The following is a 14,315-nucleotide window of genomic DNA, read 5'->3' as shown; positions in this document are numbered from 1 at the left end:
TATCCCAGATCGGCAGCGACAGCGGCCCGTCGCGGCTTACTCGATGACCTCCCACTGGTCGTTCTCGTCGGGTCCGCCGGCGGTCACCACGACCGGGCGGGTGTCGCCGCTACGGTCAGCAGCCTCGCATTCGAAGGTACTGCCCACCTCGACGATCTTGATGCCGTCACCGCACTCGACGCTGACGTCGAACCCGTACTCGGCCGAGATGTCGTCGGCGAGGCCGTCTGCGGTGTCACCCAGGTCGTACACGGTGTCGATGGTGGCGAAGTTCACGTCATAGTCGTCGCTGGTGAACGTGGCTTCCACACGCACGTCATTGCCGGCCAGATCGGCCACGCACGTGATGCTGTCACCGGTCTTGGGAGTCTCGTCGGGGCGTGGGCAGCGCACTGCGGAGACTCGTTGAGAGATGGACTCGTATTGGGTGTTCAGCTCGTCGGCCATCGTCGTTTCGAGCTTCTCGTAGTCCGGCCCGCCGGTCGAGAAGGAGAACTGGCAGCCGGCGACGACGGGAATCGTCAGGGTGAGCGCCGCCCATACGGGTCGCGAAATCGTCACGCTCTCGACGCTAGCGAGCCCTGATCAACCTGGATATGGGAACAATTTCCCATTCTGGACACGCCTTTCGAGGCGAGAGGCACCCGTCGGCGGCTACATTTCCGACCGTGCAGGATTTCTGGCGAAAGCGCTATGGCGAGGTGCTGCTCGTCCGGGTCGGGGACAACGGCCCGGAAGCCACCGTGTACAACACCTTCCCCCTCAACGACTGTCCCGCCGGGTTGTGGTCCCGGCTGGATGCCGACGCCCTCGCACGAGAGCACGGTGCGGACGCCGCCCTGCTCAACGGTCCCCGGTACTGGCTGATGGACACCGTGGAGAAGGACATGACGGGCCGGCGCGAGGTGGTCACGTTCGGCGGCATCGACATGCTGCGCCAGGCGACCGTGGCGTTGACGTCGATGAACCCGGGACCGTATCTGCCCAACACCGTCAACCGCCATGCGGTATTCATCTACCGCCCCGGCCGCACGGTCTTCGAACTGCTCGACGCCGAGGGTGGGCGCTGGGTCATGCAGACCTACAGCCAGGTCGTCGATCCGACGCTGGGTTTCGACGACCTGGCCGGTCTCGGTGATCGGCTGCGACTGCCCGAGGGTTGGTCGTACCGGACCCGCGTCCTCGACGAGGAACTGCGCATCGACACCAGCACAGAGGCCGCCCAGGTGTTGCAGGACGACCTCACGAACAGCTACTCGTTGGTGCGCTGACGCTCAGCAGGCGCCCGGACGCATGACCTCGAACTCGGGCGGCGACTCCGCCGAGATCTCGTCACCCTCGTCGGGCGACTGCGAGCACACTTCCCAGTTGGTGAGGTTGAACTGCTCGAAGGGCGGGCCCTCGGCAGTCGCGGTTTCGGGCACCACCGCACCGTCGGTTGTCGAGACGACCGTGTCCCACGCATCCTGCAGGACCTCGCCCTCGACGTCGGGCATCTCCCAGCTCGGCTGTGCCGCCGCGGGGGCGGCGACGGCGAGGGCTGCGGCGACAAGCACCGTCGCCGCGCTGACAACAACACTTGTGACCTGCATTGTTCACTCCCTGACTCGGACCGATAGGCGCAATGAATGTGCGCCTGATCGACGACCGGCGGGGGTCAGGGAGATGAACTCGATGCGTCGTGCACCCGACAACATGACGACGTGCCGGCCGGATGTCACCACCCAACCGGCACGCGCACGTCCCTACAGGTACTGCCCCAGGTTGCTCTCGGTGTCGATGGCCCGGTTGGCGCTGCTGCTCTTGCCGGTCACCAGGGTGCGGATGTAGACGATCCGCTCGCCCTTCTTGCCCGAGATGCGTGCCCAGTCATCCGGATTGGTGGTGTTGGGCAGGTCCTCGTTCTCGGCGAATTCGTCGACGATCGAGTCGAGCAGGTGCTGGATGCGCAGACCGGGCTGACCGGTTTCCAGCACCGACTTGATCGCGTACTTCTTGGCCCGGTCCACGACGTTCTGGATCATCGCGCCGGAGTTGAAGTCCTTGAAGTACATGACCTCTTTGTCGCCGTTGGCGTAGGTCACCTCGAGGAACCGGTTGTCGTCGATCTCCGCGTACATGCGGTCGACGACCTTCTCGATCATCGCCTTGATCGTGGACCCGCGATCTCCGGAGAACTCGGAGAGGTCGTCGGCGTGCACCGGCAGATCCTCGGTGAGGTACTTGCTGAAGATGTCCTGGGCCGCCTCGGCGTCCGGCCGTTCGATCTTGATCTTGACGTCCAGGCGGCCGGGCCGCAGGATCGCCGGGTCGATCATGTCCTCACGGTTGGAGGCGCCGATGACGATGACATTCTCCAGCCCTTCCACGCCGTCGATCTCACTGAGGAGCTGCGGCACGACGGTCGTTTCGACGTCCGAGCTGACCCCGGTGCCGCGGGTGCGGAAGATCGAGTCCATCTCGTCGAAGAACACGATGACAGGGGTGCCTTCGGAGGCCTTCTCGCGTGCCCGCTGGAAGATCAGCCGGATGTGGCGCTCCGTCTCGCCGACGAACTTGTTCAGCAGTTCGGGGCCCTTGATGTTGAGGAAGTAGGACTTCGCCTCGCGGGCGTCGTCTCCGCGGACCTCGGCCATCTTCTTCGCCAGCGAGTTGGCGACCGCCTTGGCGATGAGCGTCTTGCCGCACCCGGGTGGGCCGTAGAGCAGCACGCCTTTGGGTGGGCGCAGCGAGTACTCCCGGTAGAGCTCCTTGTGCAGGAACGGCAGCTCGACGGCATCGCGGATCTGCTCGATCTGCCGCGTGAGGCCACCGATGTCGTGGTAGCTGACGTCAGGGACCTCCTCGAGCACGAGGTCCTCGACCTCGGCCTTCGGGATTCGCTCGAAGGCGTAGCCGGCCTTGGTGTCCACGAGCAGGGAGTCGCCGGGACGCAGCCTGCGCGGCCGGTCGTCGGTCAGATCGTCACCGTCGACGGCGGCGTCCTCGGGCAGGTCCTCGGCGGCCACCAGCGGCTCTGCCAGCCACACGATCCGTTCTTCGTCGGCGTGGCCGACGACCAGCGCGCGGTGCCCGTCCGACAGGATCTCGCGCAGTGTGCTGATCTCGCCCACCGATTCGAAGTGGCCGGCCTCGACCACAGTCAACGCCTCGTTGAGGCGAACCGTCTGGCCCTTCTTGAGCTCCTTGGCATCGATGTTCGGCGAGCAGGTCAGCCGCATCTTGCGCCCGGAGGTGAACACGTCGACGGTGTCGTCCTCCTGCACGGACAACAGCACGCCGTAGCCGCTGGGCGGCTGGCCGAGCCGGTCGACCTCCTCGCGCAGGGCCAGCAATTGCTGGCGGGCTTCCTTGAGCGTGTCCATCAGCTTGGCGTTGCGGGCGGCGAGCGAGTCGATCCGGGCCTCGAGCTGATGCACGTCGCGCGCGCTGCGCAACCCGCTCGCAGGACCTACCGCACTTTCCAGCTGTTCGCGCAGAATCGCCGCTTCCCGGCGCAGTTCTTCCAGTTCTGCAGCGTCTTCGCTGGACAGACGGCTATCGGAGGGTGTCCCAAAGACTTCAGAGGCTTCAGAACGCTCGGACTCACTCATATTGCGCTCCTCCCCCGCACCGTAAGTTGGTGCGGTAACAACTTCAACGCTACCGGCGATTCAGACTTTGTGTGTGGTCTAGGAATTCGACACACCAGCAACACTGTTAACCTCTGATGATCGAACGTCCGAACGGAAGGACAACCGTGACCCTGAAAAGCCTCGTGAACAGCCTGACCGCAGGGGCTGCAGCTACCGTGCTGGCGGGTGCCGCGGCGGTGGGTGTGACCTCAATTGCAGTGGGGTCGGGAATCGCGTCGGCCAGCCCGGCTGCCATCGATGCCCCGATGCCCGCGGCGCCGGCTCCCGAGTTGCAGGGTCCGTTGATGTCGACGCTGAGCGCGCTGGCCGGCCCCGGATCGTTCTCGGGCGCCAAGTCCAGCTACGTCCAGGGTGGCCTGGGGCGGATCGAGGCCAGGGTGGCCGACAGCGGTTACAACAACGCCGCGGCCAAGGGCTACTTCCCGTTGACCTTCACGATCGCCGACATCGATCAGAACGGCCCGGTCGCCACGGCCTTCGTGACCGCGGCCTCCCCGGCCGGTCAGGTCGCCAGCCAGCCGCTGACGTTCATCGCCGGACCCAGCCCGACCGGCTGGCAACTGTCCAAGTCGTCGGCGATGGCACTCATCTCCGCCGTGGGCTGATCTCTACTTCTGTCACTTCTTAACGAAGCATGACGCTGTGCGTCATACCGTCGCGATCCTGAGCGCCGCCGCAGCTGCGGCGGCGCTCGGTCTCGGTGGGTGCGCGCCGTCCGGTGATCCCGAATCCGCTGGAACGACGGCGACGGTCGAAACGTCGCCCGCCCCGTCGGTCGGGCTCGCCCCACCCGCCCCTCCGGCTCGGGGCGGGCCGCCACTGCCGGCTCCGGCGGCGCTGACCGAGGTGATGGGCCGGCTGGCCGATCCGGCCCTGCCCGGCGACCAGAAGATCGTCCTGATCGAGAACGGCACCGCCGACGAAGCCGCCGGACTCGACCGCTTCGCCACTGCGCTACGCGACAACGGTGCGTTACCCCTGACCTTCGAGGTCCGCGACATGGCCTGGTCGCAAGCCGACCCCGGCAACGTCGTGGCCACGGTTGTGGTTCGAACCAGCAATCCCCAGACTGGCGAGTTCACCTTCCCGATGGAGTTCGCGCCGGCTGACGAGTCATGGCAGCTGACCCGGCGGACCGCCGACCTGCTGCTGGAACTGGACGGTGACCCGGGGGCACCGCCGCCAACCCCACAGCCGCCGCCGGAACCCGGTCCGCCGGCTCCGAACCCGGCACCCGGTCCGCCCGCGGCACCGCCACCACCGGCGCCTGCGCCGCCGTCCCCGACCCCGACGCCCTGACCGATGTGGATCGGCTGGCTGGAATTCGACCTGCTGCTCGGAGATGTGCGCTCGCTCAAGGAGAAGCGCTCGGTGGTGCGACCACTCGTCGCCGAACTCACCCGCCGCTTCACGGTGTCCGCCGCCGAGACGGGTGCTCAGGACCTGTACCGGCGTGCCGGGGTCGGCATGGCCGTTGTCTCCGGCGAGCGTGCCCACGTGGTCGAGGTGCTCGATGCCGCCGAGCGCCTGGTCGCGGCGCGTCCCGAGGTCGAGCTGCTGTCGGTGCGCCGCGGCCTGCGCCGTCCGGATGACGACTGAGCCACGCGGCAGACCGTCAGATCGAAGGGCGTTTCTTGCGGGTGGGAACCGGCGCCACTGCGCCGGGCGCCAGCCTGCGGGCACTGATCAGAAATGCCGTGTGCCCCCGCATGGAATGCTCCGGGCGCACCGCGAGGCCGACCACGTGCCAGCCGCGCTGCATGCTCTCCCAGGCCCGCGGCTCGGTCCAGCACTGTTGTTCGCGCAGCGCTTCCACGGTCTTCGACAACTGGGTCACGGTGGCCACGTACACCATCAACACGCCGCCGGCGACGAGCGCGTCGGCGACGGTCCCGAGCACCTCCCACGGTGCCAGCATGTCCAGCACCACGCGATCCACCTCACCGCCGGAGTAGTCGGCGAGGTCGGCGGTGACCAGTTCCCAGTTCGGCGGCTGCTCGCCGAAGAAGGTCGTGACGTTGCGGACCGCGTGCTCGGCGTGGTCGTCGCGGACCTCGTAGGACGTCACCTGGCCGCCGGGTCCGACGGCGCGCAGCAACGAGCACGTCAAGGCGCCGGATCCAGCACCGGCCTCGAGCACCCTGGCGCCGGGAAAGATGTCACCCTCGTGGACGATCTGCGCGGCGTCTTTCGGATAGACGACCTGCGCGCCCCGCGGCATCGACATCACGTAATCGACCAGCAGCGGGCGCAGCACCAGGAACGGGTCGCCGTTCGTGGCCCGGATGACGCTGCCCTCGGGCAGCCCGATCACGTCGTCGAGGGCGATGATGCCGCGGTGCGTGTGGAACTCGCCGCCCGGCTTGAGCAGCATCGTGTAGCGCCGGCCCTTGGTGTCGGTGAGTTGCACGCGGTCACCGACGGCGAAAGGACCGGTTCTGCGCACAGCTGACCAGCCTGCCAGCCGCCGCCCCGACGGGTGCGGCCGGGTTACCCGGATCTGTCCGACCCCGGCTCTAGGGTGAATGCCATGAGTGAGCCGACCGAACAGGAGGGCGCGTCGGGACCGGCACCGCCGGTCCGCCGGCCGGCAGAGCCACCGGTACGCAGGCCCGCGTTGTCTCCGTCGCGGGCAGCCGATTTCAAGCAGTGTCCGCTGCTGTACCGCTTCCGGGCGATCGACCGCCTGCCGGAACCGTCATCGACGGCGCAGGTGCGAGGCTCCATCGTGCACGCCGCGCTGGAGCAGTTGTACGCCCTTCCCGCAGCGCAGCGGGTCCCCGAGACGGCAGTGTCGCTGGTGGCGCCGGCCTGGGAGCGGGTGGTCACCGAGCAGCCGTCGCTGACCGAGGACATCGACGCGGAGCTACGCGCTGAGATGCTCGACCAGGCGCGCGCCCTGGTTTCGGGTTACTACCGGCTGGAGGATCCGACCCGCTTCGAACCGCAGAGCTGTGAACAACGGGTGGAGGTCGAACTCGCCGACGGGACGCTGTTGCGCGGCTTCATCGACCGCATCGACGTCGCCCCGACGGGCGAGCTGAGGGTCGTCGACTACAAGACGGGCAAGGCGCCGCCCGAGGCTCGGGCGCTGGCCGAGTTCAAGGCCATGTTCCAGATGAAGTTCTACGCGGTCGCGCTGCTGCGTGCGCACGGCGTGCTGGCCACCCGGCTGCGACTGCTGTATCTCGCCGACGGTCAGGTGCTCGACTACGCCCCCGACCTCGACGAACTGCAGCGGTTCGAGAAGACGCTGATGGCGATATGGCGAGCCATTCAGACCGCGGGTGCGAGCGGTGACTTCCGGCCGAGCCAGTCACGACTGTGCAACTGGTGCGCGCACCAGTCACTCTGCCCGGCTTTCGGCGGCACTCCCCCGCCGTACCCGGGCTGGCCCGAAGCGCTCGACGACGGCGACCCCGACTCCGTGCTGCGCGCCGAGCCGGCTGCATGACCGACTGCCTGTTCCATCGTCAGGGCACCGAGGGCGAGTGGTCGATCTTCACCTCGACCGACGGGACACGCAGCAACTGGGATCCGCAGATCCAGCACGGTTCCCCGCCGCTGGCGCTGCTGACCAAGGCCATCGAGGAACTCTCCGCCGGCACCGGTCTGCGCGTCGGGCGCCTGACGCTCGACATCCTCGGCGCGATCCCGGTATCCACCGTCCGGGTCCGCGCCTGGGTGGAGCGCCCCGGCTCGCGGATCTCGTTGATGTGTGCGGAGATGGCGGCAGAACGACCTGACGGCAGCCGTCGGGCCGTAGCCCGCGTGACGGCGTGGCTGCTTGCCACGGCTGACACCGCCGACATCACCACCGACCGCTATCCGCCGCTGGTCGAGGGTGAGGCGACCGAGGTCGCTCACGCGTGGGAGGGTGCCCCCGGCTATCTCGAGACCGTCAGCTGGCGCCGACAGGCGACCACCGGAACTGCCACTCCGGAAGTCTGGCTGACCCCGCTCGTCCCGTTAGTCGACGACGAACCCACCACGGCGCTGCAACGGCTGGCCATGGTGGTCGATTCCGCCAACGGGATCGGCGCGGCGCTGGACCCCGAGGCATTCATGTTCATGAACACCGACACCGTCGTGCATCTACACCGCCTGCCCGAAGGCAGTGACTTCGCACTGCGCGCAAAGGGTTCCATCGGACCCGACGGTATCGGCCTCACCTCGGCCGAGATCTTCGACCGTGAGGGCTTCATCGGCACCTGCGCGCAGACGCTATTGGTGCAGCGCCGCGCGTGATCGTGGGCGTCAGCCGCCGTAGCGCTCGATGAGGGACTGCTTGTACAGCTTGCCTGCGTCGGTACGCGGCAGACATTTCTCGAAAGCTACGGCGCATGGGCACTTCTGGCGCGACAGTCGCGCACCCACCCATGCCAACAGCTCCTGTGCCAACTCATCTGAGGCAGCAGAGGGGTCCGCCAGTTCGACAACGGCCATCACCGACTGCCCGAGATCGTGGTCCGGTATGCCGAACACCGCTGCGTCGACGACCGCAGGGTGACCGACAAGGACGTGCTCGGCCTCTTGCGGGTAGATGTTGACACCACCGGAGAGGATCATGTTGTGCCGGCGGTCGGTGAGGAACAGATATCCCTCGTCGTCCAGGTAGCCGACGTCGCCGACGGTGACCCAACCTTGGGGTGACCGGGCGGCAGCGGTCTTCTCTGCGTCTTTGAGGTAGTCGAAGTCGTACCCGCCCTCGAAGAACACGTCGCCGATGTCGCCGGCCTCGAGCTCACGACCGTCGTCACCCAGGATGTGGGGCACACCGAGGATGGGCCTGCCCACAGACCCGGGATGCCGAAGCCAGTCGTCGGCCCGAATGAACGAGATGCCTGCGCCTTCCGATGAGCCGTAGTACTCGTCGATGATCGGGCCCCACCAATCGATCATCTGTCGCTTGATCTCCACTGGACACGGCGCGGCGGCGTGGATGACCCGCTTCAGCGAGGAGAGATCGTAGCGGCGCTTCACGGTGTCGGGAAGCCGCAACATCCGGATGAACATCGTGGGCACGAACTGGGCATGGGTCACCCCGAACTGTTCGATGCATTTCAGCGCACCTTCGGCGTCGAACTGTTCCATGATCACCGTGGTGGCCCCTGCGTCCTGGGCCGCCATCGTCCACATCGCAGGTGCGGTGTGATAGGTCGGGGCCGGACTGAGATACACCGAGTCAGGACCGACACCCAACGCGCGGAACACCGGCGTGGACAGCGGAAACGGCGTGGACGGCGTGGACGGCGTGGACGGCGTGGACGGCGCGGTCTGCGCGGTCGGCGCGAGCGGACGCCGAATGCCCTTCGGCTGCCCCGTGCTGCCGGCCGAGTACTGCAACAGCTGCCCTTCCCAGATCTCGTCCAACGGCGCGCCCTCTTCGTGCGCGACGCAATCGGGATAGCGTTGCCAGCCGTCGAGCTCGTCGTCGGCCAGGAGTGCGAGCCCCGGTAGACCACGCGACAATTCGCGATCCAACTCTTCGCAGACACCACGCTGTCCACGAGACGCCAGCACTACCGTTGCCTCGCAGTCATCGATGATGTAGGCAACCTCGGCCACGGTCAGGTGGGTGTTGACCAGGGTGTAGTACACGCCGATCCGGCGGGCCGCCCATACCGCGGCGTGGATGTGCCGGTTGTTCTCCATCAGGATCGCCACGGTGTCGCCGGGCCGGACTCCGTGGCCGCGCAGGAAGCGGGCCAGTTTGTTGGCAGCTGAGTCGAGTTCGGCGAAGCTCAGCAGTTCGCCCGAAGGGTAAAGCGCCACCGCGGTTTTCGCCGACGCTCGCGAGACGGATTCAGCAAGCCCCGCCTGCACCCGGGCGCGCCCCGCTGACGGATCGTCCATGGTGAGAACATTACCTTCCACAAGCGCGAACACTTATTCTCCATCTCCTCTTCCTTCCAAACCCCGTCTCGTGGTGGCGGTGCTCGGTCAGTGGCTGGAGGACTTCGAGACGGCTCACGCCGCTGAGCCGATCATCCTCGGGGACCCCCGCGAGCGGTTGCAGCAGCTCATGTCCAACCTGTTCGCCGAACTGTATCGTCAACCCCTTTTCGCCGACGCGGTCGCGCTGGCGTATGCGCTGGCCGACGAGTCGGCAGCCGGCGAGGTCGAAAGCGTTCGACTCCACGTGAGTGAAATGTTCGCCGAAGCGCTCGGCCTTGAAGATTTCACACCCGACGATGTGGCGGTCGGCGCGCTACTGTGCGACGTCTGGCTGGCCGGCATGGTGGGGATGTCACAGCGCAGGATCACCGCGGCTGACTTCCAACGCCGCCTGAGCACCGCATTTCGCCGCGTGGCAGCAGGGGCTGGCAGTCAGACGCTGGGACGTTGACTATCGACTGCGCTGGGCAACCGCCATGCGTTAACATGAAAATGATCATTCTCGTCCACGAGAACCCGCGCCATCACGAATGACGCCAGCAGTCCTGAAAAGGAGCGCACAGCCTTGAGCACCGACATCTTGATCGTCTCCCCGGACGACCACCTGGTTGAACCCGCCGATCTGTGGACCAGCAGGCTGCCGGAGCGGTATCGGGACATCGGACCACGCATCATCCGGCACCGGGGCCGGATGGACCCCACAGTCACTTCGGACGTCGCCTTCATCGACGACGAAGAGGGGCGCGACGCCGACATCTGGCATTACGAGGATTCCGTCATCCCGATCCCCCTGATCAGTGCCGCGGCCGGATATGAGATCGATGAGCTCACCACGGACCCGATCACCTACGACGAGATGCGGCCGGGCTGCTATCGCCCGAAGGACCGTCTTGCCGACATGGACATCGCCGGGATCGAAGCCTCGGCATGCTTCCCGAACACCTTGGTCCGATTCTGCGGTCAGCGCTTTCTGCACGCCAAGGACAAAGACCTTGCCCTGCTCTGCGTCCAGGCCTACAACGATTTTCAGATCGACGAATGGGGTGGTGACTCCAACGGTCGACTGATCCCGCTGGGCATCATTCCCCTTTGGGATGTGGAACTCGCCGCGAAAGAAGTCGAACGCGTGGCCGCCAAGGGCATGCCTGCCGTGTGCTTCTCCGAACTACCTGCCCGGCTGGATCTGCCCTCCATCCACAGCGGCTACTGGGACCCGTTCTTTGCAGCTTGCGAGCGAAACAACGTGGGCATCATGTTGCACATCGGGTCGAGTTCGTCACTGACCAAGTCCTCTCCCGACTCGCCACACGTCGTGACGAGCGCGCTGATGGCGGTCAACTGCACCATCGCCCTGGTGGACTGGCTGTTCTCTGCCAAACTCAAGCAGTTCCCCAAGTTGAAGCTCGCGTTCGCCGAGGCGCAGGCCGGATGGATTCCCTACTACCTCCAGCGGGTCGACGAGGTGTGGGAAGACCGCCGCGCCTGGGGAGGCATCCACCCGTTGTTGACCGAGCCGCCCAGCACCCAGGTGCCCGGACGGGTTTGGTTCTCCACGTTCGGCGATCCTGTCGCATTCCGGATTCTCGACCTCGTCGGCCCGGATCAACTGATGTTCGAGACGGACTACCCGCACAACGACACCAACTGGCCGCACAGCACCGAGGTCGCCAACAAAGCAACCGAAGGCCTCGATGACGAGACCAAACGGAAGGTGTTGTCCACCAACGCGAAGACCTTCTTCGGAATGGTGTAGCGGCCGCGGCTACCTCACCGCCTGGGTCTCCCGGTCGTCACCGCGTCGTCACGGGGCGCTCCCCCACGGGCGGTCCCAACGATCCACGACAGCGGCATCCGGCAGAGGCTTGCGGCGCACCCGGTGATGACGGCCCTTCGGCCAGCCCACGGTCAGCAGCGTGGCAATCTTCCAGTCGTCGGGAATGCCGACCATCTCCCGTAACTCCGGCGCACACGCGTCCTGCCACAGCGTGATGGCGGCACCGAGGCCCTGAGCGCGTGCAGCGAGCAGAAAGTTCTGCACGGCCGGGAAGATCGAACCGGCCTGCTGCAGTTCGGTGGTGCCCCGTTGCGGTTGGACGCAGAAGAGCACCAGCCGCGGGGCGCCGCCGCCGACCTCCATGTGAACGGCCATCGTCCGCAACGTGCGAGATTTCGGATCGTCGGCATCGTCGGTGACCTCGGGGAGCCGATAGAAGCCCTTCATCACTTGCCACGTCTGGTGCGCGGCAGACGTGATCAGCGAGCGAAGCTCGGACGACTCGAGTACGACGAAACGCCACGGCTGGCCGTTGCCACCCGACGGCGCCCACGAAGCCGCCAACAGGCATCGTTGCACCACATCATCGGGAACGTGTTCGTCTCGGTACCGGCGTACGGCCGTGGCGCTGCTCATCACGGTCCAGAGGTCATCCGAGACCTTCGGCACTGCGTTCTCGGTCATGCTCGTATCCCTCGCGGAAGCAGTCCCTGCCACTGCCCGCCACGCATCGGTCCGGTGATCACAGGGAGGTCCAAGGTCGACAACAGACCGGGAGGTGCGGCGATCACGGCGGGGATCGCGTTGATCTCCCGCATCACGGTCGCGTACGTCAGACCGCGAAGATTGTGTCCCCGACCGTGCATCTCGATGTCGACCGTGTAGGTCGGCATCCCCTCGACGATCACCCGGTAGCCGCCGTGCGGCGAGGGGTGCCGCGGCCAATCCGGCGCCGATGTCTCTCCCATGCGCGTGAAGTGTTCGAGGATCACCCGCTCCTCGTCGTCGACGACACCCGCGAGCCGGAAGCGCATCGCGCCCATCGTGCCTTTCTCGACCCAGCCCGAGGCGACCTCATACCGCTCGGTGGCGATCCAGGGTTCGATCTCGGTGTCGACCCGATCCAGCGGGAGCCCGAGCCCGTCGGCGACGATGTGGACGATCGGCGCCCACAGGTGAGCAAGTCGCGACTGGTCCAGAAGAGGCGCCGGGAAGTCCGGAGGATGACCGAAACCCATGAAGTCGAACATGATCTCGGGCTGGTTGATCCCGCCGTAGTCGAGGATCTCCTGAGTCGTCACCGTGTCCACCCAGCTGGTGAACCCGGACATCACCAGGGGGATGACGTCATTGGCCCAGCCCGGGTCGACCCCGCTGTTGAACATGCTGGTGCCCCCGTCCCGGCAGGCCTGCTCGAGCAGTTCCACCGTCTCCCGATCCGCGGCCGGCGGATAACACAGTGGCACCAGAGACGTGCAGACGACGTTCTTGCCGGCCCGCAGACATCGGGCGACATCCTCGGCGGCTTCGCGATAGCGATAGTCCCCCGAAGCGAAGAAGGCGACGACATCTGCGTCGAGGGAGAGTGCTGCGGCAGAGTCGCGGGTAGCGATCACGCCGGTCTCCGGCATCCCACACAGATCCCCTGCGTCTCTGCCCTCCTTGGCCTCCGAATGAACGACGACGCCGACCAGGTCGAGACCTGGGTGGGCGATGATCGCCCGAAGCGCCCCGACACCGACCTGCCCAGGGCCCCAGAGGATCACCCGGGGATTGCGCTCACCGCCCACCGGGAACCGCCGAGAGCAGCTCACGCAGGTTCGCCCCCATGATGCGATCGATGACCGCATCGTCGAGCGCTGCGATCTCCGGTGTCAGTTCGGCCGGCTCGGCCAGACCTTCGGGATGCGGATAGTCCGACCCGAACAACACGCGGTCGGCTCCGATGAGGTCGATCAGCCCGGTCATGTCCTCTTCGTGGAAGGGGTTGACCCACACGTGCCGCGTGAACTGCGCCACCGGGTGATCGTCGAACTCGGCCGGCATCTTGCGATACACCCGGTCGAAGAGTTCCAGCAGCCGGGGAACCCAGTTGCCCCCATTCTCGACCACGCCGACCCGCACGCCCGGATGCCTGGTGAAGACCCCGTGGGCCACCAGGGCCGCGCAGGTGTCGAGGATCGACCGCGCGTCCTCGTAGACGATCGTCCGGAAAGCGTCGGGCTTGAACGGCAGGTACTCGCCACCGGCACCCTCCCAGTCTCTGCTGTAACGGTCGTAGCCGGAGTCACAGGCATGCATCAGTACCGGGATGCCGTGATGTGCCACCCTGGCCCAGAAGGGGTCGAAGTAGCGCTGGCCCATCGACGTGGTGTGTCCGGAGACCGTCGCCACCGGCCGCGGGTTGACGAGCACGGCCCGCGCGCCGCGCTCGACACACCAGTCGACCTCGGCGACAGCCTTGTCCACATCGGGAAGTGTGATCACCGGCGTTGCGAAGATCCGCCCCCGATAGTCGAAACTCCACTCCTCGTACAGCCATTCGTTGTAGGCGTGCACGACAGCGTGTGCGAGCTCGATGTCGTCTGTCATCCGCTCCTCGAGCATGCCACCCGTGGTGGGAAACATCACGCAGGCGTGAATGCGCTGCTCATCGAGCAGATCCAGGCGTTCCCGCGCCCTGCGGAAGGAATCCGGGCACGCGATCGGGTTGGCCAATTCCCGCAATGACTTGCCGTCGGGATTGATACCGCGGAAGTAGTCCGCCCACGCGCCGGGGGATGCGACCACCTCGTAGGTCGGATTGGGGATGGTGTCGGTCAACCTGCCCTTGATCATCAGCTTGGTCTGACCGTCGACCTGGATCCACTTGACGGCATTCTGGTACTTCTTCGGCAAGTATCGGGTGTAGGCATCCGCGGGTTCGTAGAGGTGGTTGTCGGCATCCCAGATCTCACGGGCTGGAACGTTCACGGCAGAGGCCCCTTCGCTGAAAGCAATGAGAATAT

16 protein-coding genes are annotated in these 14,315 nt (G+C 66.2%); 8 read left to right on the top strand and 8 right to left on the bottom strand.

Annotated elements, in window-relative coordinates; genetic code table 11:
- Nucleotides 1-36: 36 nt before the first annotated feature.
- Nucleotides 37-561, bottom strand: a complete 525-nt coding sequence (locus ACEWX3_RS13320; RefSeq protein WP_374159653.1) for a DUF4333 domain-containing protein — start codon at nt 559-561, stop codon at nt 37-39.
- A 107-nt stretch (nt 562-668) separates the two neighbouring features.
- Here ACEWX3_RS13320 and ACEWX3_RS13315 point away from each other — a divergent pair, with 107 nt between their 5' ends.
- The gene (locus ACEWX3_RS13315; protein ID WP_374159652.1) at nt 669-1,271 is read left to right on the top strand and encodes a hypothetical protein; all 603 of its coding nucleotides are present in this window, start codon (nt 669-671) and stop codon (nt 1,269-1,271) included.
- A gap of 3 nt (nt 1,272-1,274) precedes the next feature.
- Here the strand turns inward: ACEWX3_RS13315 and ACEWX3_RS13310 are convergent, their stop codons facing one another.
- A complete protein-coding gene (locus ACEWX3_RS13310) occupies nt 1,275-1,592 on the bottom strand; it encodes a hypothetical protein (protein WP_207064715.1) in 318 nt (105 codons plus the stop codon).
- 153 nt (nt 1,593-1,745) lie between these two features.
- Nucleotides 1,746-3,593, bottom strand: coding sequence for a proteasome ATPase (arc, locus tag ACEWX3_RS13305; RefSeq protein WP_207064716.1), 1,848 nt, complete (start codon nt 3,591-3,593; stop codon nt 1,746-1,748).
- Nucleotides 3,594-3,739: 146 nt separating this feature from the next.
- Between arc and ACEWX3_RS13300 the strand changes: the two genes are divergently transcribed.
- Genes ACEWX3_RS13300 through ACEWX3_RS13290 form a run of 3 tightly spaced genes read left to right on the top strand, consistent with a single transcriptional unit; the run spans nt 3,740 to nt 5,234 of the window.
- On the top strand, nt 3,740-4,240 hold the full coding sequence (locus ACEWX3_RS13300) for a hypothetical protein (RefSeq protein WP_207064717.1): 501 nt from the start codon (nt 3,740-3,742) through the stop codon (nt 4,238-4,240).
- A gap of 37 nt (nt 4,241-4,277) precedes the next feature.
- A complete protein-coding gene (locus tag ACEWX3_RS13295; protein ID WP_374159651.1) occupies nt 4,278-4,934 on the top strand; it encodes a hypothetical protein in 657 nt (218 codons plus the stop codon).
- A 3-nt stretch (nt 4,935-4,937) separates the two neighbouring features.
- Nucleotides 4,938-5,234 (top strand): DUF503 domain-containing protein, encoded by a 297-nt coding sequence (locus tag ACEWX3_RS13290; protein ID WP_207064719.1) that lies wholly within the window; start codon nt 4,938-4,940, stop codon nt 5,232-5,234.
- Nucleotides 5,235-5,250: 16 nt separating this feature from the next.
- On the opposite strand, the gene ACEWX3_RS13285 is transcribed toward ACEWX3_RS13290, so the two are convergent.
- Entirely contained in the window at nt 5,251-6,081 is an 831-nt protein-coding gene (locus tag ACEWX3_RS13285) for a tRNA (adenine-N1)-methyltransferase (protein WP_207064720.1), read from the bottom strand.
- An 84-nt stretch (nt 6,082-6,165) separates the two neighbouring features.
- On the opposite strand from ACEWX3_RS13285, the gene ACEWX3_RS13280 reads away from it, so the two are divergent.
- Both ACEWX3_RS13280 and ACEWX3_RS13275 read left to right on the top strand, forming a co-directional pair.
- Nucleotides 6,166-7,089, top strand: a complete 924-nt coding sequence (locus tag ACEWX3_RS13280; RefSeq protein ID WP_207064721.1) for a RecB family exonuclease — start codon at nt 6,166-6,168, stop codon at nt 7,087-7,089.
- A complete protein-coding gene (locus ACEWX3_RS13275) occupies nt 7,086-7,883 on the top strand; it encodes a thioesterase family protein (RefSeq protein ID WP_207064722.1) in 798 nt (265 codons plus the stop codon). The genes ACEWX3_RS13280 and ACEWX3_RS13275 overlap by 4 nt, the downstream gene beginning before the upstream one ends.
- A 9-nt stretch (nt 7,884-7,892) precedes the next feature.
- On the opposite strand, the gene ACEWX3_RS13270 is transcribed toward ACEWX3_RS13275, so the two are convergent.
- On the bottom strand, nt 7,893-9,491 hold the full coding sequence (locus tag ACEWX3_RS13270) for an AMP-binding protein (protein ID WP_374159650.1): 1,599 nt from the start codon (nt 9,489-9,491) through the stop codon (nt 7,893-7,895).
- A gap of 73 nt (nt 9,492-9,564) precedes the next feature.
- Between ACEWX3_RS13270 and ACEWX3_RS13265 the strand changes: the two genes are divergently transcribed.
- A complete protein-coding gene (locus ACEWX3_RS13265; RefSeq protein ID WP_374159649.1) occupies nt 9,565-9,984 on the top strand; it encodes a hypothetical protein in 420 nt (139 codons plus the stop codon).
- 114 nt (nt 9,985-10,098) lie between these two features.
- Entirely contained in the window at nt 10,099-11,286 is a 1,188-nt protein-coding gene (locus ACEWX3_RS13260) for an amidohydrolase family protein (RefSeq protein ID WP_374159648.1), read from the top strand.
- A 48-nt stretch (nt 11,287-11,334) separates the two neighbouring features.
- Here the strand turns inward: ACEWX3_RS13260 and ACEWX3_RS13255 are convergent, their stop codons facing one another.
- The 3 genes from ACEWX3_RS13255 to ACEWX3_RS13245 are packed head-to-tail and all read right to left on the bottom strand — an operon-like array spanning nt 11,335 to nt 14,280.
- On the bottom strand, nt 11,335-11,991 hold the full coding sequence (locus ACEWX3_RS13255) for a nitroreductase family protein (RefSeq protein ID WP_374159647.1): 657 nt from the start codon (nt 11,989-11,991) through the stop codon (nt 11,335-11,337).
- Entirely contained in the window at nt 11,988-13,073 is a 1,086-nt protein-coding gene (locus tag ACEWX3_RS13250; protein WP_374159852.1) for a dihydrodipicolinate reductase, read from the bottom strand. The genes ACEWX3_RS13255 and ACEWX3_RS13250 overlap by 4 nt, the downstream gene beginning before the upstream one ends.
- A gap of 13 nt (nt 13,074-13,086) precedes the next feature.
- Nucleotides 13,087-14,280: an amidohydrolase family protein gene (locus tag ACEWX3_RS13245; protein WP_374159646.1), complete on the bottom strand. Its 1,194-nt coding sequence runs from the start codon at nt 14,278-14,280 to the stop codon at nt 13,087-13,089.
- Nucleotides 14,281-14,315 lie beyond the last annotated feature (35 nt).

The organism is Mycobacterium sp. G7A2 (genome assembly GCF_041902445.1).
Classification (GTDB): domain Bacteria; phylum Actinomycetota; class Actinomycetes; order Mycobacteriales; family Mycobacteriaceae; genus Mycobacterium.
Note: the sequence above shows the minus strand (reverse complement) of the source record. Positions and strands in the feature narration are given on the sequence as shown.

Coding starts and splice junctions, on each gene's coding strand:
- ACEWX3_RS13275 (WP_207064722.1), top strand. CDS start 7,086: ATGACCGACTGCCTGTTCCATCGTCAGGGCACCGAGGGCGAGTGGTCG.
- arc (WP_207064716.1), bottom strand. CDS start 3,593: ATGAGTGAGTCCGAGCGTTCTGAAGCCTCTGAAGTCTTTGGGACACCC.
- ACEWX3_RS13270 (WP_374159650.1), bottom strand. CDS start 9,491: ATGGACGATCCGTCAGCGGGGCGCGCCCGGGTGCAGGCGGGGCTTGCT.
- ACEWX3_RS13255 (WP_374159647.1), bottom strand. CDS start 11,991: ATGACCGAGAACGCAGTGCCGAAGGTCTCGGATGACCTCTGGACCGTG.
- ACEWX3_RS13290 (WP_207064719.1), top strand. CDS start 4,938: ATGTGGATCGGCTGGCTGGAATTCGACCTGCTGCTCGGAGATGTGCGC.
- ACEWX3_RS13280 (WP_207064721.1), top strand. CDS start 6,166: ATGAGTGAGCCGACCGAACAGGAGGGCGCGTCGGGACCGGCACCGCCG.
- ACEWX3_RS13310 (WP_207064715.1), bottom strand. CDS start 1,592: ATGCAGGTCACAAGTGTTGTTGTCAGCGCGGCGACGGTGCTTGTCGCC.